Origin of the sequence: Paraburkholderia tropica (assembly GCF_900109265.1) — a bacterium.
In the GTDB taxonomy this organism is placed as follows: Bacteria; Pseudomonadota; Gammaproteobacteria; order Burkholderiales; family Burkholderiaceae; genus Paraburkholderia; species Paraburkholderia tropica.
Genome location: NZ_FNZM01000019.1, coordinates 46709 through 69521, shown reverse-complemented (window position 1 = coordinate 69521; position 22813 = coordinate 46709). Strand labels below are relative to the sequence as shown.

Below are 22813 nucleotides of genomic sequence, written 5' to 3'. Positions count from 1 at the left end.
CGCGAACGGCGGCGTTGGTCGGCGACAAGCGTTAGCGACACGAGGTTTTCATGTTTTTCCGCTTCGGCAGCACCCGGTTTCCGCCCGCTTCCCGCGTCAACGCTTCGGGTGGCAGTCGCGATCTCGACCGCGTCGAGCTGGACCTCGCCCGCGACCGCCATGCGCGCGCCGCCATGGAGGCTTACGCCGATTCGTGCGAGGCCGAATTGCCCTGGCTGAGCGAGGCGCTGCGTCAGTCGCGCTATGGCCGTTCGGACAAGTTGACGCAATGTTCCGCGACTGTGCTGCGCGCATTTGTGCTTGCGCAGGCGCGCGCCGCCGCGCAGCCCGACTATGCGCATGCCGCATGGGAGCACGTACGCATCCATCTGGCCGCGCTGCTGTCGGGCGATCCGCCGGCCGCCGCGGAGCATGAGGGACACCACGGCCAGCCCGGCGATCACGCCCGGCGCGCACAAACGGATGCACAGCCAGACGCAAAAACGGACGCAAAACCGGGCGCGCCCTCGGCCGACGATGTGTTCGTGCCTTTGGGCCAGCGTCCGGCGCCGAGATAGTCGGTAATCGGGACGATCACAGGCCGCGCGTCGGATGCGAGCGTTTTCGTCTACCATGAGCGGATTCCGCATCCCCGGTCCGGAGGCGCGCTTGCCGCTCCCGTTTATTTCGAGACGCTGCGAAAGTGGCGGTTTGCGCGCGCGGCGCGGGTCGCGCGCAACGGGGTTGGGGAGGGATTTCGCCAGCGCCGTCGGCAACGCTGGCGGGACCGCAGGGTGGATCCATCCCGAGAACATGAAAAACGATACTGGGTGCGGGGCACTATGAGAATTGCAGTACTGGATGACGATCCGGCACAGACCGACTTCGTCTGTCAAACCTTGATGGCGGCAGGTCACGTCTGCCACGCGTTCGCCAAGGGCGGCGAACTGGTCCGGCAACTGCGCCGGCAGACTTTCGACCTGCTCGTGCTCGACTGGAACGTGCCGGACATGGCCGGCGACGAAGTTCTTCATTGGGTGCGGCAAAGCCTGTCCACGCGTCTGCCCGTCCTGTTCATGACGAGCCGCAGCCGCGAGGTGGACATCGCGCTGATGCTCAACAGCGGCGCCGACGACTACGTCGTCAAGCCGGTGTCCGCGCCGGTGCTGCTCGCGCGCGTCGGCTCGCTGCTGCGTCGCGCGTATCAACTGCAACCGCCCGCGCAGAAGGAAGTCTTCGGCGAATACGAGTTCGATCTGAAGTCGCGTCAGGTGACGGTGACCGGCAAGGCGGTCGCGCTCACGCAGAAGGAATTCGACCTCGCGCTGCTGCTGTTCCAGCACCTGAGCCGCCCGCTGTCGCGCGCGCACATTCTCGACGTGATCTGGAAGCAATCGGACGACATCCCGTCGCGCACCATGGACACCCACGTGTCGATGCTGCGCTCGAAGCTCGGTCTGCGTCCCGAAAACGGCTATCGCCTCACGCCGATCTACGGCTACGGCTACCGCCTCGAGCGCATCGAGGGGGACGCCGCGTGAGGGGCGCCCGCGCGAGTCGCCCCGTTGCGGGCGCAAGCCTGGCGCTGGCGCGGCCGTTGTTCGCCTGTGCGCTCGCGCTGAGCCTGCTGCCGGTCATGCGCGGCGCGCAGGCGCGTCAGCCGGGCGCGCCGCTCGCGCAGCCGCGGCCCGTCGCGATGGCCATCTACGTCACGCGTGCCGGCGACTCGCTCTATGACATCGCCGCGCGTTATCTGCGCGATCCCGCCGACTGGAGCCAGCTCGCGCGCCTGAACGGCGTGAGCGCGCCGCGCCGTCTCCAGGCGGGCGTGCAACTGCGCGTGCCGGTCGCGCTGCTGCGCCAGGACGGCTTGAGCGCGCGCGTGATCGCGACCAGCGGCCCCGCGAGCCACGCTTTCGGCCAGGCGCCGCTGCTGCCGCTCGCGGTCGGCACGAAGCTCGTCGAAGGCGACCGCGTGCAGACGGGCAACGAAGGTTTCGCCACGCTCGAACTCGGCGACGGCTCGCATCTGATCCTGCCGCCCAACACCTCGCTCGACCTCGCCACGCTGCGCCAGACCGCGCTGACGGGCGCGACCGATCGCGTCGTCAATCTGCGCGGCGGCGAAGTCGATACCGAAGTCACGCACGCCACGAAGAAGGACGACCGCTTCCAGATCCGCTCGCCTTCGGTGGTCGCGGGCGTGCGCGGCACGCGCTTTCGCGTGAACTACAACGGCGACAAGGGCTCGACGGCGGTGGAAGTGCTCGACGGCGCGGTGGGCGTCGACGCCTCGGCGCGCGGTCACGCCGCCGCCGTCGCGCCTGCGCCGGGCACGCCGCTCGCCGCGTCCACGCAACTGGTCGCGGCCGGTCACGGCAGTCTGACGCAGGCGGGCGGTGCGGCCGGCGCGCCCGTCGCGCTGCTCGGCGCGCCGGATCTGCGCAATCCCGCCAGGGTGCAGGACGAGGCCCACGTCGCTTTCGACATCGCGCCATTCGACGGCGCACACGGCTATCGCGTGCAGATCGGCCGCGATGCGGGTCTGTACGACATGATCCGCGATCAGCGCAGCGACTCGCCGCGCGTCGACGCGGGCGCGCTCGACGACGGCACGTATTTCGTGCGCCTGTCCGCGATCGACGCGAACGGCCTCGAAGGCATGCCGTCCACCTACGCGTTCGAGCGCCGCCGCCTCTCGCTCGACGCCACGGCTGGCCGCGTCGACGACTCGCGCGACTACGCGTTCCGCTGGTTCGTCGACCGCGGCGCGCAGAGCACGCGTTTTCGCTTCGTGCTGGCGAAAACGGAAGATCTGCGCGCGCCGCTCGTCGACCGCACCGATCTCCAGGACGGTGAGGCCGTGGTGCGCGATCTGCCCAAGGGCACCTATTACTGGACCGTGATCGCCGAGCAGTTCGAGGGCGGCCGCTACTACCAGAAAGCCAGTCCGGTCCAGTCGTTCCGGCTCGACTGGTGACGCAGACGCGCATGAGCGTGAGCCCGCCCACGCCGCTCGGCCGTCCGGTCGGGCGGCGCTTTCTGTTCGAATGGGCGGGCGTGGCGTGCGCGGGCATTCTCGTCGTGCTGCTGAGCGTGCTGGGGCAGTGGACGCTGGGCGCCGATCATCTCGTCTATGACCGCCTGCTGACGCTGCGTGAGCGGCCGGTTTCGCCCGACATCGTGATCGTCGAAATCGACAATGCGAGCGTGGCCGCGCTCGGCCGCTGGCCCTGGCCGCGCAGCGTGCACGCGCAGGTGGTCGACCGGCTCGCGCAGGCGGGCGCGGCGGCCGTGGTCTACGACGTGCTGTTCACCGAGCCGTCGATCGACGACGTGCGCTTCGGCGAGGCGCTGCGCAAGCGGCCCGCGTATCTCCCCGTGCTGCTGTCGCCCGCCGACGAGACCGACGGCGGCCGCCGCACGGTCGACCAGCCCGTCGCGCAGCTTGCGCAGGCGGCGGCCGGGATCGGCCACATCAATCTCGAAGTCGATACGGACGGCATCGTGCGCAGCGTCGCACTGTTCGAGGGCGACGCCCGGCAGCGCTGGCCGCAACTCATGGTGCCGCTGTGGCGCGCGGTGCGCAGCGGCCAGGTCACGCTCGCGCACGCCGCTTATCCCGCCGACGCCGCGCGCCGCGACGCCAGCCTGCTGCACGCGGGCGGCCCGCACAGCGAGGCGCGTTTCCTCGTGCCGTTCAGCGCGAGCGTCGAGCACTACCGCAAGGTGTCGTTCGCCGATCTGCTCGAAGGACGCGTGCCGCCCGGCCTGCTGCGCGGGCGCGTGGCGCTCGTGGGCGTGACGGCGTCGGGGCTCTACGACCGCTTCGCCACGCCGCTCTCGGGCACGCTCGGGCCGCTGCCGGGCGTCGATATCCACGCGCTCGTGCTCGATACGCTGCTCAACGGCACCGCCATCGAACCGGCCGGACCGCCGACCGTCGTGCTGGCTTCGCTGCTGCCGCTCGCGCTGCTGCTGGCCGGCTTTCTGGTGTTCGCGCCGCTGCGCACGCTGCTGCTGCTGCCGTTGCTCGCGCTGCTTTCGCTGGCCGCGAGCGCGGCGCTGCTCTACGGCGCGCGCATCTGGCTCACGCCCGTGCCGGCCATCGTCGCGCTGGCCGTGGCGTATCCGCTCTGGAGCTGGCGGCGTCTCGAAATGACGATGTCGTATCTGCGCAAGGAGTTGCAGCAGCTCGCCGACGAACCCTACCTGCTGCCCGAGGCGCCCGCGCCCGGACGCGAGTACGCGGGCGACGCGCTGGCGCAGCAAATGGCCCTGATGGCGCAGGCCGCGCAGCGCTTGCAGGACATGCGCCGCTTCGTCTGGGACAGTCTCGATTCGGTGCCGGAGCCCTTGCTGGTCGCCGACCTGCGCGGCATCGTGCTGATCGCCAATCACGCGGCGCGTGCCTATTTCGCGCGCCTGAACGTGGGCGCGTTCGAGGGGCGCTGGGTGCAGGACGTGTTCGGCGACCTCGCGCTCGTCAAGCCGATCGATCCGAATCCGGAGACGCTCGCGTTCGCGCATGCGCACTGGCCCGCGCCGCTCGATCCGGCGCGCGGCGAATTCGCGCAGTTGATGGAGCGCGGCGTGGAAGTGCGCGCGCGCGACGGCAGCGACTATCTGCTGCGCTACGCGAGCTGCACCAATGCGCAGGGCCAGGCGGTAGGCTGGATCGCCGGTCTCGTCGACGTGACGGCGCTGCACGACGCCGAGCGTCAGCGCGAAGATGCGCTGCGTCTGCTTTCGCACGACATGCGCTCGCCGCAGGCGTCGATCGTCGCGCTGGTCGAAACCGAGCGCGAGCGCGGCACGCTGGCGGCCGCGCCGGTGCGCGAGGTCATGGACCGCATCGAGCGCTACGCGCGCCGCTCGCTCACGCTGGCCGACGACTTCGTGCAGCTCGCGCGCGCGGAATCGCAGGTCTATGCGCTGGAGCCGACGAGCCTCGCCGAACTGATGATCGACGCCAGCGACGAAGTGTGGCCGCAGGCGAGGGCGAAGCGCATCCAGATCGAGACGGCGTTCGAGGGCGACGAAATGGGCTGGATCAACGCCGACCGCTCGCTGATGACGCGCGCGCTCGTGAACATTCTGAACAACGCGGTGAAGTACAGCCCGCAGGACACGCGCATTGTCTGTAGTATCGCGATCGCGCAGAGCCGGCCGCCGCGCGTGATCTGCTCGATCCGCGATCACGGCTACGGCATTCCGCTCGAAGATCAGGCGAAGCTGTTCGAGCCGTTCCGGCGTTTTCATGCGGGCAAGCGGCCCGAGGTGAGCGGCGCGGGGCTGGGCATGGCGTTCGTGAAGACGGTCGTGACGCGCCACGGCGGCGAGGTCCACGTCGAAAGCGAGCCCGACAAGGGCACCACGTTGACGATGTCGCTGCCTGCGCTCGATGCGCCGGAATAAGCAGCGAAGTTACGCGAAGTCACACGGAAGTCAGCCCGGATGGAGCGCGCAATGTGCGCGCGTTTTGCCGGAACGCAGCGCCGTGCGCCGCGTCCGGACGATGAGATGCGATGAGATGCCGCCGGCGTTGGCCGGCCAGGATTCCGATGGAGTATGTCCCGTGAAGATCCCGATGACGATCTGCGCCCTGACGATGGCGGGCGCGCTGGCAGGTTGCGCGAACCCGAGCGCCGACGTGCGCGCGCAAGGCGGCCTCGCCGAGACCGGTGCGCCGGGCGCGAGCTACCGTTTCGCGCACACGCCCGCTGAAGACGAGCAGGCGGCCAGGACCGCGCAATCCGGCGCCGATGCGCCGCTGTCCGCCGAGCCGCTGCTGCGCGCGGCGCTGGCGCAGCGCGGTTTCAAAGAAGCGCCGCCGGTTCAGGCGGGTGCGTCCGATACGGCGCACTATCTGGTGTCGGCGGCATGGGCGTCGCGGCCCGCCGATGTCACCGTCGCGGACGGTCATTGCGTGGGCGGCTGCGTGCCGGCGCAAGCGCCGTCGCTCCCGTGGTTCGGCCATCCTTATGTGCACTCGCTGACGCTGCGCTTCTTCGCGCTGCCCGACGGTCACGAAGCCTACAAGGTGAGCGCGGTCAAACGCGACCGTAACGCCGATGCGCAACAGGCGCTGCCGTATCTCGTCGCGAGCGCGCTGGCGCAACTGCCGTATGCGGGCGCGGCGCAATGGCGCGTGACGATGAAACCGCATGAGGGGGCGCAAAACGACGCGCAACACGCGAATCAGGCGATGCCCGACGTGATCTCGGTAAAGCCACAAGCGCAGTGACGTAAGACCGCCGCGCACGCGAATCTGCTTTCGCGTGCTGCGGCAACGGACAGCGTGCGGTATCGGCGACGGCCGGCCCGGATTGCGGCCCGGATTGCGGCGCGACTCCGCGCCCGATTATGACGGCGCCTTTCTCATCACCCCCGACAACAACAACGTCGAGGCGGTCTGCTTCGGACTTTAGCCCTTGTTTTGCGAGTCGCCGGGCGCGTCGCCCGCCTGAGCCGCATCCGGCCAGCGGTTTTCGTAGACGCACTCGCCGAGCGCCTTGCGCTGCGCCCAGCGCTCCATTTCGAGCATCGGCCGTGGATAGAACTCCGCGACGTGGCCGACGCAAAGAATCGCCACCGGTTTCGCGCCGGGCGGCATGCCGAGCAGCGCGTGCACTTCGTCGACGTCGAAGATCGACACCCAGCCCATGCCGAGCCCTTCGGCGCGCGCCGCGAGCCACATGTTCTGGATCGCGCAGGCCACCGACGCGAGGTCCATTTCCGGCAGCGTGCGGCGGCCGAAAATATGCGCTTCGCGCCGATCCATCAGCGCGACGACGAGCAGTTCGCCGCACTCGCGCATCCCCTCGACCTTGAGCTTCATGAACTCTTCGCGACGCTTGCCGAGCGCGTCGGCGGTCGCGAGGCGCTCGCGCTCGACGGCGTCCTGCAACTGCGCGCGCACGGCCGCGTCGGTGATGCGCACGATGCGCCACGGCTGCATGAAGCCGACGCTCGGCGCGTGATGCGCGGCGTCGAGCAGACGCGTCAGCGTCGCCGGATCGACGGGACCGGGCGCGAAGTGGCGCATGTCGCGCCGTTCGTAGATCGCGCGGTAGACCGCCGCGCGTTCGGCTTCGTCAAAGGGCTGTGCCATGGAAAAGTGCGGCTGCGAAGGCCGGATTGGAAGGCCAGTAGGCGTGCATATAAGTCGCGACGATCGTGCCGTGCCGATAGACCGGCTCGCCCGCCGCGCCGGTGTGCGCGTGGCGCGCGTGCAGCTCGGCGTCGAGCGGCGTGCTCACGCGCGAGTAGTGGAACGTGTGGCCCGTGAGCGTGCCGTGGCGCGCGCTGTCGAGACGCTGCATGCCGAGCGCGGCGAAGCGCTTTTGCATGACCGCCGCGCCGGGCAGCAGGCCGAGCATCGGCGTGCACGCGCCGTCGGCGGACGTGAGCGTTTCGAGCAGATAAAGCATGCCGCCGCATTCGGCGACGAGCGGTCGCTGCGCGGCGACGTGCGCGCGCAGCGACTGCGCGCAGCGCGCGTTGGCCGCGAGCGTGGCCGCGTGCAGTTCGGGATAGCCGCCGGGCAGATAGAGGGCGTCGGCGTCGGTGGGCGCGGCTTCGTCGGCGAGCGGCGAGAAGAAGCTCAGGCGCGCGCCCAGCGTTTCGAGCAGCGCGAGATTCGCGGGATAGATGAACGAAAACGCGGCGTCGCGCGCGATCGCGATGTGCAGGCCGTCGAGCAGGCGCGGCGCACGGGCGGACGCGGCGTTGGCGTCGGCATCGGATTCAACGTCGGACGCAACGTCGGGCAGCGCGAATTCGACGGCGGGCGGCAGGGCGGCGAGCGCGGTGGCTTCGAGCGCGTCGGCGGCGCGTTCGATGCGCGCGTCGAGGTCGCCGATTTCGTCGGCGCGATGCAGGCCCAGATGACGCTCGGGCAGCGCGAAGGCCGCGTCGCTGGCGACGTGGCCGAGCCAGCGGATATCGGCCGGCAGCGCTTCCTGCAACATCTGTGCGTGGCGCGGCGAGCCGACGTGATTGGCGAGCACGCCGTGAAACGGCACGTCGGCGCGAAAGCGCGCGAGGCCGAACGCAATCGCGCCGAAGGTCTGCGCCATCGACTTCGCGGAGATCGCGGCGGCCACCGGCACGCCGAACGTGGCGGCGAGATCGGCGCTGCTGGGCGTGCCGTCGAACAGCCCCATCACGCCTTCGATCAGGATCAGGTCGGCTTCCTGCGCGGCCTGCGCGAGCAGCGCGCGGCAGCCCGTTTCGCCGACCATCCACAGGTCGAGCGAGAACACGGGCGCGCCGCTCGCGCGCTGGAGAATCATCGGATCGAGAAAGTCGGGGCCGGTCTTGAACACGCGCACGCGTCGCCCGGCACGCCGGTGCAGACGCGCGAGCCCTGCCGTGAGCGTGGTCTTGCCCTGGCCCGAGGCGGGCGCGCTGATGAAGAGCGCGGGGCAGGCCACGCGCGCCGCCGTCTTCGTCTTCGTCGCCGTCGCGTTCATCGCGTCAGAACTCCACGCCCTTTTGCGCCTTCACGCCCTGCTCGCGATACGGATGCTTCACGAGGCGCATTTCGGTGACGAGGTCGGCGGCTTCGATCATTTCGTCGGCGGCGTGACGGCCCGTGACGACGACGTGCTGCATCGGCCCGCGCGCGGTCAGCACGCCGAGCACTTCGTCGAGCGGCAGATATTCGTACTTGAGCACGGTGTTCAGTTCGTCGAGGATCACCATGCCGTATTCGCCGCTCTCGATCATGCGCTTCGCGGCGTCCCAGCCCTTGCGCGCGGTGGCGATATCGGCGTCGCGGTTCTGCGTGTTCCAGGTGTAGCCGTCACCCATCGTGACGAAGTCGCAGTGCGCGACGCTGGCGAGAAAGTCGCGTTCGGACGTGTGCAGCGCGCCCTTGATGAACTGCACGACGCCGAGCTTCATGCCGTGGCCGAGCACGCGCACGGCCATGCCGAAGGCCGCCGTGCTCTTGCCCTTGCCGTTGCCGGTATTGACGATCAAGAGGCCTTTTTCGTGCGTCGCGGCGGCCTGCTTTTTTTCGTGGCCTTCGCGGCGGCGCTGGGTCATGCGTTGGTGCGATTCCGGGTCGGTTTTCATCGTCGCGAAGCGTCCTGTTGTGAATGCAATGAGTGTCGGGTGATGCGTGTTCTTGCGATGCGGGCGTCGGGCGTCCTGCATCAGCGTCGTGTATCGGGCGCGATGGCGGCGAGCGCCACCGTCACGCCGTCGAGCGCGAGCTTGCCGCGTAGCAGCGCGCCGCCATCGGCCGCGAGACGCGCGCACGGTTCGCACACGCCCGGCACGCCGAAACGCGCCAGCGCCGCCGCGCTCGGAGCCGAATCCGCCATCGAATCCGATGCCGATGCCGATGCCGATGCCGATGCCGATGCCGCTTGCCGCGCCGTCGCCTGCACCTGCTCGCGCGTGAATCCCCGCAACGGCAGCCCGTGCGCCGCGCAAAACGCGCGCAACGCGGGCTCGGCGGTTTTCGCATCGAGCGTCGCCACGGCGCGCACGTGCGCGAGCGGCCACGCGCCGAGCGCGGCTTGCACGGCGGCCTCGATCTGCGCAACCGAGACGCCCTGGCGGCAGCCGATGCCGATCGCGATCGCCTGGGCGAGCGGCGCCGCATTGTCCGCTGCCGGGGCGGCATCGGGCAAGCAGTCGGCGGGCGGGGCGGGAGTCACGGAGCGCGGAAAGTCGGGGGCGTAATGCGTGGAAAAAGCGGAAATCGGCCGAAAACGGCGTAAATTCGCGCATACGATAGCACAGGCATTTCGCGCCTCGCGGCTCGGACAGGCGGCCTCGCGGCTCCAGCCGGCCTGGGCGAAACGATCCGGAATGCGCTCGGAACCGGCGCCGCCCGCATGCCACAAGGACACCGCACGGACACCGCCCATCGCCGCAACGGCCCGCGCCCGTCGCCCGTCCAGGTTGACGCGCAGCGCACCCGCGCCTACACTCGCACGCACTCTGGTGCTCGCGTGCGCGTACGTTTCGCACGCAGTTAAACGGGAATCAGGGAGCCATCCCGCCACGGGCACGGCCAACCTGAACTGCACCCGCAACGGTACAACGAGCGCATCGTCCGCAAGGTCGATGCAAGCCGCTTCATCGCATGCGCCGCATGCATGGCCACTGTGCGACGCGCGCCTGAATGGCGCGCCGCGCGGGAAGGCGAAGCGGCGTGACTCGTCAGTCCGGATACCGGCCAGATACGCGGGACGCGCGCTGCGGGGTTGCGGCGCCGCGTCCATGATTTCTGCGTCATGCCGGGCCTCGCCCGTGGCGCGTCCAGACCGGTTGTATCGTCCGTATCGTTACCGATGGCGTCATGCAGCGCGCCGCGATCCTGTGCTTCGCGCACGTCGCGAACTACGCTGATTGCATGTGCCGTCATGCACGCCACGCGACGACCCACCCGCCAGGACGCTCACGCGCGACGCGCACGGCGCGGCGCACCTCACCTGCGGCCCATGCGCCGAAGGAGCTTCCTCATGCAGATGCGCAAAATCCCCGTCACCATCGTCACGGGCTTCCTCGGCAGCGGCAAAACCACGCTGTTGCGCCACATTCTTCAGCACGCAGGCGGCCTGCGCGTCGCGGTCATCGTCAACGAATTCGGCGAACTGGGTATCGACGGCGAAATCCTGCGCGGCTGCGGCATCGGTTGCGACGAGAACGGCAACGAAACGGAAGGCCAGCTCTACGAACTCGCCAACGGCTGCCTCTGCTGCACCGTGCAGGAAGAATTCTTCCCGGTGATGGAGCAACTGCTCGAACGCCGCGCCGACATCGACCACGTGCTGATCGAAACCTCGGGCCTCGCGCTGCCCAAGCCGCTCGTGCAGGCGTTCAACTGGCCGTCGATCCGCAACGCCTTCACCGTCGACGCGGTCGTGACGGTGGTCGACGGTCCCGCCGCCGCGAGCGGCCAGTTCGCGGACAACCCGCAAGCCGTCGATGCGCAGCGCAAGGCCGATCCGAATCTCGATCACGAATCGCCGCTGCACGAACTGTTCGAAGACCAGCTGTCGGCCGCCGATCTCGTCATCCTGAACAAGACCGATCTGATCGACGCCGCCGCGCAGGACGCGCTCATCGAGGAGCTGCGCGAAGAACTGCCGCCGCAGGTGAAGATCGTGCGCGCGCAGCACGGCAAGCTCGACCTGCACACGCTGCTCGGTCTCGAAGCCGCGTCGGAGGAAAGCATTCATCTGCGCCACGATCACCACGGTTCCGCCGACGACGCCGATCATCATCACGACGAGTTCGATTCCGTCGTGGTCGAGGCGCAGGTGTCGTCGCGCGACGCGGCGGTCGCGGCGCTGCAAACGCTCGTCGATACGCACACGATCTATCGCGTGAAGGGTTTCGCCGCGCTGCCGGGCGCGCCGATGCGCCTCGTGATTCAGGGCGTGGGCCGCCGCTTCGACAGCTATTTCGATCGCCGCTGGAACGTGCAGGAAAGCGCGGCGCAGCCACTCGCGAGCCGCTTCGTGCTGATCGGCGAGGAGCTCGACGCCGCCGCGCTGCAAGGCGCGTTCGACGCGGCGCTGGCCGCGGCGCAAACCGCATCCGCGCAATAACACCGAGCACGCAGTTCAACGAGCGACACCCATGCATTTGCTGCGCACCACGCCGGGCGGTTTCGTCGACGACACGCAGGGCGTGATCCGCATCGATCAACAGCCCGCCGAGATCGTCGTACTGAGTTCGGCGGACACCACGCTCGCGCTGCTGGCGAGCGTCGTGCCGCGCCTGCCCGAAGGTTTTCCGGGCGTGCGGCTCGCGAACGTCACCTATCTGCGCCAGAACGCGTCGGTCGATTTTTATATCGACGACGTGCTCAGGCATGCGCGTGTGGTCGTGGTCGATCATCTGGGCGGCGAAGCCTACTGGCCGTACGGCATCGAGCAGGTCGTGTCGCTCGCGCAGCAGCGCGGGCAACTGCTCGCGATGTTCTCGGGCGACTTGCAGGAAGATCCGAACCTGATCGCCAGGAGTCGCGCCGAGCCGGATTTTTGCCGTCTTTTGTGGCGCTATCTGCGCGAAGGCGGCGCGGCGAATGCCGAAGGTTTTCTGCGCGCGCTCGCGTGGCGCGCGTTCGACTGGGGCCGCGAGCCGGCGCCGCCGGTCGTGCTGCCCGCCGCCGCGATCTATCATCCGGCGCGTGACGTGGCCACCGCCGACGACTGGCGCGCGCGCTGGACGCCCGGCGCGCCCGTCGTCGCGATCCTGTTTTACAAGGCGCATCTGCAGGCCGCGAACACGGCCGCGTTCAATGCGCTGATCGATGCGCTGCTCGCGCGCGGACTCAATCCGCTGCCGCTTGCCATCACCTCGCTCAAGGACGCGATCAGCCGCGACGTGCTCGACCGTCTCGCGGCCGAACACGACATCGCGCTCGTGCTCAACACCACGGCGTTCGCGGCCTCGGCGCTCGACGACCCCGAACCGCTCGCGCTCGCGGGCGACGCACCGGTGTTGCAGGTGATCCTGAGCGGCGGCAATCGCGACGACTGGGTCAAGGACAATCACGGCCTGAATTCGCGCGACATCGCCATGCATATCGCGCTGCCGGAAGTGGATGGCCGCGTGATTACGCGCGCGATCAGCTTCAAGGGTCTCGCGTATCACTGCAAGCACACGCAGGTCGACGTGGTGCGCTATCAGCCCGATGCGGAGCGCGTGGCGTTCGTGGCCGAACTCGCGCGCCGCTGGTGCCACCTGCGCACGCAGCCGAACGCGCAGAAAAAACTCGCGCTCGTGCTCGCCAACTATCCCATGAGCGAAGGGCGCATCGGCAACGGCGTGGGGCTCGATACGCCCGCGTCGGTGGTGAACATCCTGCGCATGTTGCGCGACGAAGGCTATCGCGTCGCCGATCTGCCCGAGGACGGCGAAGCGCTCATGGACACGCTCACGCAGGGCGTGACCAACGATCCCGACACGCGTGCGCTGCGGCCCGCGTTTCAGAGTCTCGCGCTCGACGACTATCGGCGCTATTTCGCGCAACTGCCCGCGGAGGCGCAAAACGCGCTGATCGCGCGCTGGGGCGCGCCCGAGCAGGACCCGGGCGTGCGCCGCGGACGCTTCATGATCGCGGGCTGGCGCTGCGGCCAGGTGTTCGTCGGCATTCAACCGTCGCGTTCGCGCGGCGACGACAGTTACGCGAACTATCACGACGCCGACCTCGTGCCGCCGCACGCGTATCTCGCGTTCTACTTCTGGCTGCGCGAGAGCTTCGGCATCGATGCGATCGCGCACGTCGGCAAGCACGGCAATCTCGAATGGCTGCCGGGCAAGAGCGTCGCGCTCGCGCACACGTGCTGGCCCGACATGGTGCTCGGCCCGCTGCCGCATCTGTATCCGTTCATCGTCAACGATCCGGGCGAGGGCAGCCAGGCGAAGCGCCGCGCGCAGGCCGTGATCGTCGATCACCTGATGCCGCCGCTCACGCGCGCCGAAAACTACGGGCCGCTGCAGGATCTCGAACGTCAGGTCGACGAGTATTACGAAGCCTTGATGGTCGATCCGCGCCGCGCGAAGCTGCTGCGCAAAACCATTCTCGCGACGATCGTCGAGCACAAGCTGCACGAGGAATTGAGCATCGACGCGCCCACGAGCGCCGACGCCGAAGACGCACTGCTCACGCGCGCCGACGCCTATCTGTGCGAGCTGAAGGAAGCGCAGATCCGCGACGGGCTGCATACGTTCGGCGCGTCGCCGCAAGGCACGCAGCGGCGCGACACGCTGCTCGCGCTCGGCCGTTACGCATGCGGCGACGGGCAGGGCGCGAACGCGGGGTTGATCGACGCGCTTGCGCGCGATCTGCGCATCGATCATCTGCTCGATGCCGCGACGGTCGATTGGGCCGCGCCGTGGACCGGCCCGCGCGCCGACGCGCTCGCGCGGCTCAGCGACGCGCCGTGGCGTCACGCGGGCGATACGCGCGAGCGGCTCGACATGCTGGCGGCGCGCTTCATCGCGCATGTGTGCGGCGACGCAGGCGCGGAGATCGATGCCGAAGTCTGGCCGCAAGCCGCGCGCGTGCTCGCGCGTTTGCGCGACGACGTGCTGCCGCGTCTCGACGCCTGCGGCCACGAAGAATTGCGTCAGCTCCGGCGCGGTTTCGAAGGCCGTTTCGTGCCGCCCGGCCCGAGCGGTTCGCCGTCGCGCGGCCGTCCCGACGTGCTGCCCACGGGGCGCAACTTCTATTCGGTCGACACGCGCGCGGTGCCCACGCAGGCGGCCTGGTCGCTCGGCATGAAGTCGGCGCAGCAACTGATCGAGCGGCATCTACAGGAGCACGGCGATTATCCGCGCGCGATCGGCCTGTCGGTCTGGGGCACGGCGACGATACGCACCGGCGGCGACGATATCGCCCAGGCGCTCGCGCTGATCGGCGCGCGGCCGAAGTGGGCGGCGGGCAGTCAGCGCGTGATCGACTTCGAGATCATGCCGGTGGAAGCGCTCGATCGTCCGCGTATCGACGTGACGCTGCGCGTGTCGGGCTTTTTCCGCGACGCGTTTCCCAACGTGATGCATCTGTTCGACGCCGCCGTGCAGGCCGTCGCCGAACTCGACGAGCCCGAGCATTTGAACCCGCTGCGCGCGCGTATCCAGCGCGAGCGCGACGCCTTGATCACCGACGGCATGGAGGCGGCCGAAGCGCGTCGCCGCGCGGGCTGGCGCGTGTTCAGCGCGAAGCCCGGCGCGTATGGCGCGGGTCTGCAATCGATGATCGATCATCGGCAATGGCAGAGCGACGCCGATCTCGCGCTGGCCTACGAAGCGTGGGGCGGTTACGCCTACGCGCAGAAAAGCGCCGGCGACGAGGCGCGCGACGCGTTCCGCAAGCGCCTCGCGACCATCGACGTGGTGCTGCAGAATCAGGACAACCGCGAGCACGATCTGCTCGACTCGAACGACTACTACCAGTTCCAGGGCGGCATGGCCGCCGCCGCGCGCCACTTCTCGCAGGCGCAGCCCACGCTCTATCACGCCGATCACAGCAATCCCGCCGCGCCGCGCATTCGTCCGCTGCACGAGGAGATCGCGCGCGTGATCCGTTCGCGCGTGGTCAATCCGAAGTGGATCGACGGCGTGAAGCGGCACGGTTACAAGGGCGCGGCGGAAATGGCCGCGACCGTCGATTATCTGTTTGGTTACGATGCGACCGCGCGCGTGGTGGGCGATCATCAATACGCGCTGGTCGCCGATGCCTACGTGCACGACGACGACACGCGCGCGTTCATGGAGCGCCACAATCCGCACGCACTGCACGCGATCTGCGAACGTCTGATCGAGGCGATGCAGCGCGGCTTGTGGCAGCAGCCGGGCGAGCATCGCGAGCGCGTCGAGCAGCGTTTGCTCGAAGCCGGGCAGAAGATGGAAGCACAATGAAGGAATCCGAAGCATGAGCCGAATCATGAACGAAGCGGGGACCCGTCCCGCCTTTCCCTTCGCCGCGCTGGTCGGCCAGGCGCCGTTGCAGCGCGCGCTGCTGCTCGCGGCGATCGACCCGGCGATCGGCGGCGTGCTCGTGAGCGGCCCGCGCGGCACCGCGAAATCCACGGCGGCGCGCGCGCTGGCGGCGCTCTTGCCCGATGGCGCGTTCGTCACGCTGCCGCTCGGCGCGAGCGAGGAGAAGCTGATCGGCACGCTCGATCTCGAAGCCGCGCTGCGCGAGAACGCCGTGCGCTTCGCGCCGGGACTGCTCGCGCGCGCGCATGACGGCGTGCTCTATGTCGACGAAGTGAATCTGCTGCCCGATGCGCTTGTCGACGCGTTGCTCGACGCCGCCGCGAGCGGCGTGAACACGGTCGAGCGCGACGGCGTTTCGCACACGCACGACGCGCGTTTCGTGCTGGTCGGCACGATGAATCCGGAAGAGGGCGAGCTGCGTCCGCAATTGCTCGACCGCTTCGGCTTGATGGTCGAGCTGGAGAATTGCCACGATGCGAGCGAGCGTCAGCGCATCGTCAAGGCGCGGCTTGCGTTCGATGCGAATCCGCAGGCGTTTTGCGCGTCGCACGAGGCGGCGCAGCGCGAACTCTCGCAGCGTTTGCGCGCCGCGCGCGCGGCGCTCGATGCGCTCGACTGGAGCGATGCGGTGCATGAACGCGCGGCGCAACGCTGCGTGGAAGCGGCCGTGGACGGCTTGCGCGCCGATCTCGTGATGCTGCGCGCGGCGCGTGCGCTCGCGGCCTTCGAAGGCGCGGCGCAGATCACGCCGGATCACGTCGATGCGGTCGCGGACGCGGTGCTCGCGCATCGCCGTCGCGCGATGCCGGAGCCGCCTGCGCCGGGTGGAAATGCGCAGGCGCCGGAGCCATCGCGCGATGCTTCTGATCATCAGCGCGAATCCGAAATCATGACCGATTCTGATGCCGATTGGGGCGAGCTTGCGCCCGAGCCGGTCGCCGCGCGCCAGGTCAAAGGCGTGATCCCGCTGCCCGCAAAAAAACGCTGAGCCGCCGGGCAAGGGCCGCCGCCCAGGCACAGGGCGGCGCACGGCGGCGTGATGGCCCCGGACGCGCGCAGGCGCGTCTCACACGCGATGCCGCGCCGAACGCGCGCATCGCCTGGCCGCCCACGCTCATGGCCAAACGCGGCGAAGCGCTGCGCGCCGCGCATCTGCGCTATGCGCCGCGCAAAACCGGCAGCGGCGCGCTGCATTGCTTCGTGCTCGATTGTTCCGCGTCGATGCTCGCGCGCGGTCAACTCGCGCTCGCGAAAGGGCTGCTGATCGCGCTATTCGATCGCGCGCGCGGCGAACGCGTGGAAGTGGCGCTGATCTGCTTCGGCGGCGCGCGCGCCGAACTGCGTTTCGGTCCCGCCGTGCCGCGCTGGTGGAACGAGCGCTGGATCGAGCCCGTGGGCGCGGGCGGCGGCACGCCGCTCGAAGCGGGCCTCGCGCGCGCGTCGCAACTGCTTGAACGCGCCGCGCGCCGCGATCCTGGACGCGCGCGTCATCTGTGGCTGTTCAGCGATGGCCGCACGACGCAATTTCCCGCGCGTCCCGCGCACGCCGATCACGTGACCGTGGTCGATTGCGAGGCGTCGGCGCTGCGTCTCGGACGCTGCCGCGCGCTCGCGCAGGCGTGGGGCGGCGCGTGCATCGACGCCGACGCAATGCTCGCCTGAAGGCGGAACGGCGCGTTCAGCGCGCTCAGCGCGCCGCGCCGGTCCAGTAGAGCACGTCGTCCTGGCGATCGAACACGTAGACCTTCATCGCCATCTGCTCGGCGGGCGTGAGGCCGTCGAGTTCGAGGCCGAGCGTGCTCAGCGGCGGCGTGCCGTCTTCCTGCTGCACGTTGCGGATCACCGCGCTCGATTCGATCATGGTGTCGAGATCGCCCGAACGCAAACGGAACGCCACGCGCAGCCGTTCGCCCACTTTGCCGAGCGCCCACGGCGCGGCAATCGAGAGCCCGAGCGCGCTGATGCCGCGCGCGAGCGCCACGCCCTGATAACCCTCGCTGTCCGCGCCGATGCCGTAACGCACCGGAAATTGCGCGCGCACGCGAATCGACTTGCGCTCGCGCAGCAGGCGGATATTGGCGGGCTTCGAGAGCACCAGATAGCCGAGCGGCGCCTGATAGATCGCGTGGATCGTGCAGACGAAGCGATACACGGCCTGGCTCGCGATGGCGACCAGTTCGACGTTCTCGCCGGGCGTGATCTCGATCGGGCGGCCATCGGCATAAGGCAGCGTGACGAAGATCGCCTCGTTCGGCGCGAAGCCGATCAGCTTGCACGGATGCATGGGCGCGCCGCTCGCGCCTTGCTGCGGGCGCAGCCCCATCAGCGCGCCGATGTTCAGATGCAGATCGCGCACGCTCGGCAGCGTGGCGGGCGGTTCGTCGCTTTTGGGGGCCGCGGCGGGCGTGGCGGACGACCCGGCGGCGGACGCGTCGAGGTCGCCGCGGCGGGGCGCGAAATGGCGGAACAGGAAGTCGCGTTCGGCGTCGCCGACCAGCGACGCGCCGCGATCCAGCAGCAGCGTGCCGTCCTCGTCGACGACGGGCCAGTCGAGCGGCTGGCCGACCGGTAGATCGGCGGGCGTGAGCGGCGTGGCGTCGTGGGGAGTTGCGGAAACTGCAGCAGTCGCAGATGCGATTTCAGAAGCGACTTCGGAAGCCGCAGCGGAAGCGGTGGCAAGAGTGTCGGTCATCGGCGCGCCAGGGTGAGTAACAGATTCCCTGCGTTAACGGCGCGCCGCGACAAAACTTCAGTGCGGACTCAACGAGTCGCCTTGCGATTTATTCCGCATAGAAACGCGGCGTGTAGACCCATTCGCGCAGCGCTTCCTGCGCGCCGCCGCGCGGGAAGCCGCGCGTGGTCGAGGAACCGACGATCACCATCGTGCGCATATCGACATCCGACGATTGCAGTTCGCCGAGCGTCGTCGTGCGCAGCGTCTCGCCTGGGCGGCCGACGTCGCGGCCCAGCACCACGCGCGTCTCGGGCGAGCGCACCGCGCGCACGATCTCCAGCGCGCGGTCGAGCTGCCACGGACGCGCGCGCGAGATCGGGTTGTAGAACGCCATCACGAGGTCCGCGAGCGCGGCGTGATGCAGACGCTTTTCGATTACCGACCACGGCTTCAGATTGTCCGAGAGCGAGAGCATGCAAAAGTCGTGGCCGAGCGGCGCGCCGGCCTGAGCGGCAGTCGCGAGCGCGGCCGAGACGCCCGGCACGATCTGTAGTTCGACGCGCTGCCAGCGCGGATCGTCGGCGCCTTCGAGCGCTTCGAGCACGGCGGCGGCCATCGCGAACACGCCGGGATCGCCCGAGGACACCACGGCCACATGGCGGCCTTCGCACGCGAGTTCGAAGGCGTGACGCGCGCGCTGCAATTCCTCGCGGTTGTCGGTGGCGTGGCGGCGCTGGCCGGGGCGCGGCGGGCCGGCCATGTCCACGTAAGTCGCATAACCGACGATGTCGGTGGCGTCGTCGAGCGCGGCGCGCGCCATCGGCGTGAGCAGGTCGGCGCGGCCCGGCCCGAGGCCGAGCACCGTGAGCTTGCCGCGCGCCTGGCCGAGCGTGGCCGCGTCGAGCGGCGCGCGCGCGACGGCGAGCGCGATGCCGTGCGCGTCGTCGGCGTGCGGCGTGGCGTCGTGCAGTTTCAGGGCGTCGATCAGGTGCGCGGCACGCGCGTGATCCGCGTCATGGGCGAGATCGACGAAACGCAGCGGCACGCGCAGCACCGTCGCCGCCTGCGTGAGCGACGCGTCGCCCATCAGCGCGGCGGGCGCGAGCAGCGCCGCGAGCGAGGCCGTCGCGAGACCGTGCTCGTCGAGCGCGGCCTGCACGTGATCCGCGAGCCGTTCGTGCGCGGCGCGCACGGCCGCCACGACGCTGCGCGGATGAATCACGAGTTGCGCGGGATCGCCGTCCCAGACGTGCGGACTCACGCGGATCGCATGCGCGGCCGCAGCGTCGCGCGGCAGATCGACGTGATCGAGCCAGGGCGCGTCGCCTTCGATGCGCGTGGCGTCGCCCGCGAGCAGATCGGACACGAAACGTTTGCCCTGCGCGAGACTCGACAGCGCATAACCGTCGGGCGGATTGAGCAGGCAGGTGCCGAAGCGCAGTTCGCCGCTCGTCGTGATGGCGGGCGCGATGCCGAGCGCCGCGCCGATCTCGCGCGCCATCACGTTCACGCCGGTCAGGCCGCCGAGCAGCGGCACGACCGCGCTGCCGTCCTCGGCGAGCGTGAGCACGGGCGGCTCCGCGCCCTTGTTCGCGAGCAGCGGCGCGAGGCAGCGGATCACGATGCCCGCCGCGCACAGCGCGACGAGCGGCGTGCCGCGCCGGTACAGCTCGCGCAGATGCTCGCCGAGTTCGCTGAACGCGATGTCGCCCGGCGCGCGGTCTTGCAGCGCATGAATCTGCGCGCCCGCGTAGCACGCCTTCACGCGCTGCGCGGTGGCGAGCGCGCCCGGGCCGAGCACGATCACGGCGGGCGCGCGCAGTTCGGCGTTCATGCTTGCCATTTTTCCCCCGGCACCACGAGCAGCGAAAAATACGGCGAGGCCATCGGATCGACATCGTCGAGCGGCACGATGCGCTGGTTCGCCATGGTCGCGCGCTCGACGTAGAGCGCGCGCTTCGCGAGCCCGAGATCGGCGAGCACGCGGCGCACTTTCTCGAAGTTGCGGCCGAGTTTCATGATGACGGCGGCGTCCGCGTCGGCGAGACGGCGGCGCAGTTGATCCTCGGGCAGCACGCCCGAGAGCACCGCGAGACTCTGGTTGCGGTACACGAGCGGCGAGCCGAGCACCGCCGCGCCGCCGAGCATCGAGCACACGCCGGGCACGACGTCGACTTCGTAGCGCGCGGCGAGGCGGTCGTGCAGATACATGTACGAGCCGTAGAAGAACGGATCGCCTTCGCAGATCACGGCCACGTCGCGGCCCGCGTCGAGATGCGCGGCCACGGTGCGCGCCGCGTCGTCGTAGAAGTCGGCGATGATGGTCTCGTACGAGAGCGGCGGTTCGAGCGTTTCGGTCGTGACCGGATAGACGAGCGGCAGGCGCTCCTGCTCCGGGCCGAGATGCGCTTCGACGATGCCGAACGCGTTGCCCTTCTTGCCCTTGGCGACGAAGTAGGCGAGCACGGGCGCGGCCTTGAGCAGCCGCAGCGCCTTCAGCGTGAGCAGTTCGGGATCGCCGGGACCGACGCCGATGCCGTACAGCCGGCCGGTGCGCGGCGTGGGATTCGGTTCGTGCTCGAACATTTATTCGATCTCCGAAGCGAGTGCGTTGACGGCGGCGGCGGCCATCGCGCTGCCGCCGCGCCGCCCGTGGACGACCACGAAGGGCACGCCGAGCGTCGAGGCGGCGAGCGCGGCTTTCGATTCCGCCGCGCCGACGAAGCCCACGGGCATGCCGAGGATCAGCGCGGGGCGCGGCGCGCCGGCCGCGATCATGTCGAGCAGATAGAACAGCGCCGTGGGCGCGTTGCCGATCGCGACGACGCTGCCTTCGAGATGCGGACGCCACAGTTCGAGCGCGGCGGCCGAACGCGTGTTGCCGAGTTCGCGCGCGAGCGCGGGCACGGACGGATCGTCGAGCGTGCAGATCACGGCGTTGTCGGCGGGCAGGCGCGCGCGCGTGACGCCGAACGCGACCATTTTGGCGTCGCAGAGAATCGGCGCGCCGTGCGCGAGCGCGCGGCGGCCGGCGTCGCCCGCGCCCGGCGAGAACGCGAGGTCGGCGGCGACATCGACCATGCCGCAGGCGTGGATCACGCGCACGGCGAGTTTTTCGAGGTCGGCGGGAATGTGCGCGAGATCGGCTTCGGCGCGGATCGTCGCGAACGACTCGCGATAGATCGCCTGGCCGTCGCGGATGTAATCAGACATCAAAAAGGCTCCGGGGCGCGCTGCGCGATGGCATGCGCGGCGGCTTCGAGGGTCAGGTGGCGCGCGACGAGGCGGCCGAAACCGGCTGCGCTCGCGTCGCGCTCGTAAAGGTCGTAATGCGCCGGCGCGGCGGCCAGCAGCGTGAACGGCGCGCGGTGCGCGGCGGCGCAGGAGCGCTCGCAGCCGCTCAGGTGCGCCTGCACGTGCGGCGGCAGATGCGGCGCGAGGCGCAGCGCGTCGGCCTTGGTGTCGGCGCGGCTTTTCGCGCAACCCGCCGAGCCCGTGCAGGCGATCGTGCGCGCGAGCGGATCGGCGGCGTCGACGCTCAGGCCGAGCGCGCGCAGGGCGTCGAGCACGGGCATCAGCGCCGCGCGCGCGACGTGCGGCACGAGCGCGCCTTGCCACGGCGTGATGCGCAGCGTGGCGTCGCCGTGGCGTTCGGCGAGGTCGGCGAGCGCGTCGAGCGTGGCGGCGTCGAGGCGCGCGAGCGGCGGTTGCGCGCCGACGTAGCCGTCGCCGTTCGCGTGCAGCGCGTGCGCGCCCAGGCGTCGCGTGAGATCGACGCGCGGGCGCTGCCAGTTCGCGGGCGCGTGGTGATCGGCGGCGGGCTGTGGCGTCGGGATCGCGAAATCGGCATGACGTTGCGCGGCGTCGAGCAATGCAGCGGCGCCGTGCGAGGCGATCACGTCGCGCATGCGCAATTGTTCGGGCGCGGCGAGATCGAGAAACGCATGCAGCAGCGCGCGGATCAGCGCCTGAACCTGCGTGGCGGCGATGGAGCCGGTCGCGCCGTCGTCCGGACAACCGGCGAGACCGAACGCGAAACGCGTTGCGTCGCCTTCGCGCGTGGCCGCGAGCCAGATATCGTGCGGATGATCGAGCGCCGCGAGTGACTCGCCGCCGTCGATCAGCAGGGCGAATTTCGGCGACAGCGCGGCGAAGCGCGGCTCGTTTTGCAGCATCGCGACGAGCGGCGCGGCGAGCGTCGTGGTGTCGAACAGCGCGTGCGGATCGAGGCCCGCGAGCGGGCTCAGCATCAGATTGCGCAACTCGTCGGCGGCGCACAGATTCGCGGGCGTCTGCACGCCGTTCGCGGGGCCGAGGCCGCCGGCGATCAGCGCGGCCGTGAGCGCCGCTTCCTGGCCCGCGCGGACGCCGCGAATCTGCACGTTGGCGCGGTTGGTCAGTTCGAGCGTGCCGTCGGCATCAGTGCGCGCCGCGTGCGCGATGGCGCGCGCCTGGGCGGCGCTCAGCACGCCGCCGGGCAGACGGATGCGGCACAGTCCGCCGTCACGCGCCGCGACGACGCGCACGAGCCCCGGACACGCCGAGCGGCGCGCCTCGGCAAGCGTGGCAGGGGACGAAGCGGGCTGCGAATCGTAATTCAAGGGACACCGTGGTTGCGTCGCGCGAGGCGGAGCGCCCCGGCGCGGCATGCGCTGGCGGGACGATGGCCGCCGGTACACCCCG

General features: G+C 69.8%; 18 protein-coding genes and 1 riboswitch. Of the genes, 9 read left to right on the top strand and 9 right to left on the bottom strand.

What is annotated here, in order from left to right; translation table 11 throughout:
* Window positions 1–50: 50 nt before the first annotated feature.
* The 5 genes from BMY06_RS28625 (at window position 51) to BMY06_RS28605 (ending at window position 6226) form a co-directional block, all read left to right on the top strand.
* A complete protein-coding gene (locus BMY06_RS28625; RefSeq protein ID WP_074986664.1) occupies window positions 51–557 on the top strand; it encodes a hypothetical protein in 507 nt (168 codons plus the stop codon).
* A 264-nt stretch (window positions 558–821) separates the two neighbouring features.
* On the top strand, window positions 822–1520 hold the full coding sequence (locus tag BMY06_RS28620) for a response regulator transcription factor (protein WP_065059616.1): 699 nt from the start codon (window positions 822–824) through the stop codon (window positions 1518–1520).
* Entirely contained in the window at window positions 1517–2959 is a 1443-nt protein-coding gene (locus tag BMY06_RS28615; protein ID WP_244144442.1) for a FecR family protein, read from the top strand. Before BMY06_RS28620 ends, BMY06_RS28615 begins: the two co-directional genes overlap by 4 nt.
* Before the next feature lie 11 nt (window positions 2960–2970).
* Window positions 2971–5397, top strand: a complete 2427-nt coding sequence (locus BMY06_RS28610; protein WP_065059617.1) for a CHASE2 domain-containing protein — start codon at window positions 2971–2973, stop codon at window positions 5395–5397.
* 160 nt (window positions 5398–5557) lie between these two features.
* Window positions 5558–6226: a DUF4136 domain-containing protein gene (locus BMY06_RS28605; protein WP_074986663.1), complete on the top strand. Its 669-nt coding sequence runs from the start codon at window positions 5558–5560 to the stop codon at window positions 6224–6226.
* A gap of 180 nt (window positions 6227–6406) precedes the next feature.
* On the opposite strand, the gene bluB is transcribed toward BMY06_RS28605, so the two are convergent.
* The 4 genes from bluB to BMY06_RS40265 all read right to left on the bottom strand — a co-directional run bounded on the left by bluB (window position 6407) and on the right by BMY06_RS40265 (window position 9575).
* Window positions 6407–7093, bottom strand: coding sequence for a 5,6-dimethylbenzimidazole synthase (gene bluB / locus BMY06_RS28600; RefSeq protein ID WP_065059492.1), 687 nt, complete (start codon window positions 7091–7093; stop codon window positions 6407–6409).
* Complete coding sequence (locus BMY06_RS28595) at window positions 7077–8456, bottom strand: cobyrinic acid a,c-diamide synthase CobB (protein WP_074986662.1); 1380 nt, start codon at window positions 8454–8456, stop codon at window positions 7077–7079. Before BMY06_RS28595 ends, bluB begins: the two co-directional genes overlap by 17 nt.
* A 4-nt stretch (window positions 8457–8460) precedes the next feature.
* Window positions 8461–9063 (bottom strand): cob(I)yrinic acid a,c-diamide adenosyltransferase, encoded by a 603-nt coding sequence (gene cobO, locus BMY06_RS28590; RefSeq protein ID WP_065059618.1) that lies wholly within the window; start codon window positions 9061–9063, stop codon window positions 8461–8463.
* An 80-nt stretch (window positions 9064–9143) separates the two neighbouring features.
* Window positions 9144–9575 carry a cobalamin biosynthesis protein gene (locus BMY06_RS40265; RefSeq protein ID WP_074986718.1) on the bottom strand — a complete coding sequence of 144 codons (432 nt, stop codon included), beginning with the start codon at window positions 9573–9575 and terminating at the stop codon, window positions 9144–9146.
* Window positions 9576–9923: 348 nt separating this feature from the next.
* A riboswitch (cobalamin riboswitch) is annotated at window positions 9924–10196 on the top strand.
* Window positions 10197–10469: 273 nt separating this feature from the next.
* Here BMY06_RS40265 and cobW point away from each other — a divergent pair.
* From cobW to BMY06_RS28565, 4 genes are all read left to right on the top strand, one after another.
* On the top strand, window positions 10470–11555 hold the full coding sequence (gene cobW, locus BMY06_RS28580) for a cobalamin biosynthesis protein CobW (protein WP_272904512.1): 1086 nt from the start codon (window positions 10470–10472) through the stop codon (window positions 11553–11555).
* 31 nt (window positions 11556–11586) lie between these two features.
* Window positions 11587–15375, top strand: a complete 3789-nt coding sequence (cobN, locus tag BMY06_RS28575; protein WP_074986660.1) for a cobaltochelatase subunit CobN — start codon at window positions 11587–11589, stop codon at window positions 15373–15375.
* A 13-nt stretch (window positions 15376–15388) separates the two neighbouring features.
* Window positions 15389–16444: a magnesium chelatase ATPase subunit I gene (locus tag BMY06_RS28570; RefSeq protein WP_244144441.1), complete on the top strand. Its 1056-nt coding sequence runs from the start codon at window positions 15389–15391 to the stop codon at window positions 16442–16444.
* A 128-nt stretch (window positions 16445–16572) separates the two neighbouring features.
* The gene (locus BMY06_RS28565; RefSeq protein ID WP_074986658.1) at window positions 16573–17118 is read left to right on the top strand and encodes a vWA domain-containing protein; all 546 of its coding nucleotides are present in this window, start codon (window positions 16573–16575) and stop codon (window positions 17116–17118) included.
* Window positions 17119–17143: 25 nt separating this feature from the next.
* On the opposite strand, the gene BMY06_RS28560 is transcribed toward BMY06_RS28565, so the two are convergent.
* From BMY06_RS28560 to cobG, 5 genes are all read right to left on the bottom strand, one after another.
* On the bottom strand, window positions 17144–18148 hold the full coding sequence (locus BMY06_RS28560) for a flagellar brake protein (protein WP_080180680.1): 1005 nt from the start codon (window positions 18146–18148) through the stop codon (window positions 17144–17146).
* An 88-nt stretch (window positions 18149–18236) separates the two neighbouring features.
* Window positions 18237–19964 (bottom strand): precorrin-3B C(17)-methyltransferase, encoded by a 1728-nt coding sequence (gene cobJ, locus BMY06_RS28555; RefSeq protein ID WP_173816888.1) that lies wholly within the window; start codon window positions 19962–19964, stop codon window positions 18237–18239.
* Complete coding sequence (locus BMY06_RS28550) at window positions 19961–20716, bottom strand: precorrin-2 C(20)-methyltransferase (RefSeq protein WP_074986657.1); 756 nt, start codon at window positions 20714–20716, stop codon at window positions 19961–19963. Before BMY06_RS28550 ends, cobJ begins: the two co-directional genes overlap by 4 nt.
* Window positions 20717–21343 carry a precorrin-8X methylmutase gene (locus BMY06_RS28545; protein ID WP_065059500.1) on the bottom strand — a complete coding sequence of 209 codons (627 nt, stop codon included), beginning with the start codon at window positions 21341–21343 and terminating at the stop codon, window positions 20717–20719.
* Window positions 21343–22779: a precorrin-3B synthase gene (gene cobG / locus BMY06_RS28540; protein WP_080180679.1), complete on the bottom strand. Its 1437-nt coding sequence runs from the start codon at window positions 22777–22779 to the stop codon at window positions 21343–21345. Before cobG ends, BMY06_RS28545 begins: the two co-directional genes overlap by 1 nt.
* Between the last annotated feature and the right edge of the window lie 34 nt (window positions 22780–22813).

Bases quoted from the DNA above. Each gene is read 5' to 3' on its own strand.
- BMY06_RS28625 (WP_074986664.1), top strand. From the start codon at position 51: ATGTTTTTCCGCTTCGGCAGCACCCGGTTTCCGCCCGCTTCCCGCGTC.
- BMY06_RS28620 (WP_065059616.1), top strand. From the start codon at position 822: ATGAGAATTGCAGTACTGGATGACGATCCGGCACAGACCGACTTCGTC.
- BMY06_RS28610 (WP_065059617.1), top strand. From the start codon at position 2,971: ATGAGCGTGAGCCCGCCCACGCCGCTCGGCCGTCCGGTCGGGCGGCGC.
- bluB (WP_065059492.1), bottom strand. From the start codon at position 7,093: ATGGCACAGCCCTTTGACGAAGCCGAACGCGCGGCGGTCTACCGCGCG.
- BMY06_RS28595 (WP_074986662.1), bottom strand. From the start codon at position 8,456: ATGAACGCGACGGCGACGAAGACGAAGACGGCGGCGCGCGTGGCCTGC.
- cobO (WP_065059618.1), bottom strand. From the start codon at position 9,063: ATGAAAACCGACCCGGAATCGCACCAACGCATGACCCAGCGCCGCCGC.
- cobW (WP_272904512.1), top strand. From the start codon at position 10,470: ATGCGCAAAATCCCCGTCACCATCGTCACGGGCTTCCTCGGCAGCGGC.
- cobN (WP_074986660.1), top strand. From the start codon at position 11,587: ATGCATTTGCTGCGCACCACGCCGGGCGGTTTCGTCGACGACACGCAG.
- BMY06_RS28570 (WP_244144441.1), top strand. From the start codon at position 15,389: ATGAGCCGAATCATGAACGAAGCGGGGACCCGTCCCGCCTTTCCCTTC.
- BMY06_RS28565 (WP_074986658.1), top strand. From the start codon at position 16,573: ATGGCCAAACGCGGCGAAGCGCTGCGCGCCGCGCATCTGCGCTATGCG.
- BMY06_RS28560 (WP_080180680.1), bottom strand. From the start codon at position 18,148: ATGACCGACACTCTTGCCACCGCTTCCGCTGCGGCTTCCGAAGTCGCT.
- cobJ (WP_173816888.1), bottom strand. From the start codon at position 19,964: ATGAACGCCGAACTGCGCGCGCCCGCCGTGATCGTGCTCGGCCCGGGC.
- BMY06_RS28550 (WP_074986657.1), bottom strand. From the start codon at position 20,716: ATGTTCGAGCACGAACCGAATCCCACGCCGCGCACCGGCCGGCTGTAC.
- BMY06_RS28545 (WP_065059500.1), bottom strand. From the start codon at position 21,343: ATGTCTGATTACATCCGCGACGGCCAGGCGATCTATCGCGAGTCGTTC.
- cobG (WP_080180679.1), bottom strand. From the start codon at position 22,779: ATGCCGCGCCGGGGCGCTCCGCCTCGCGCGACGCAACCACGGTGTCCC.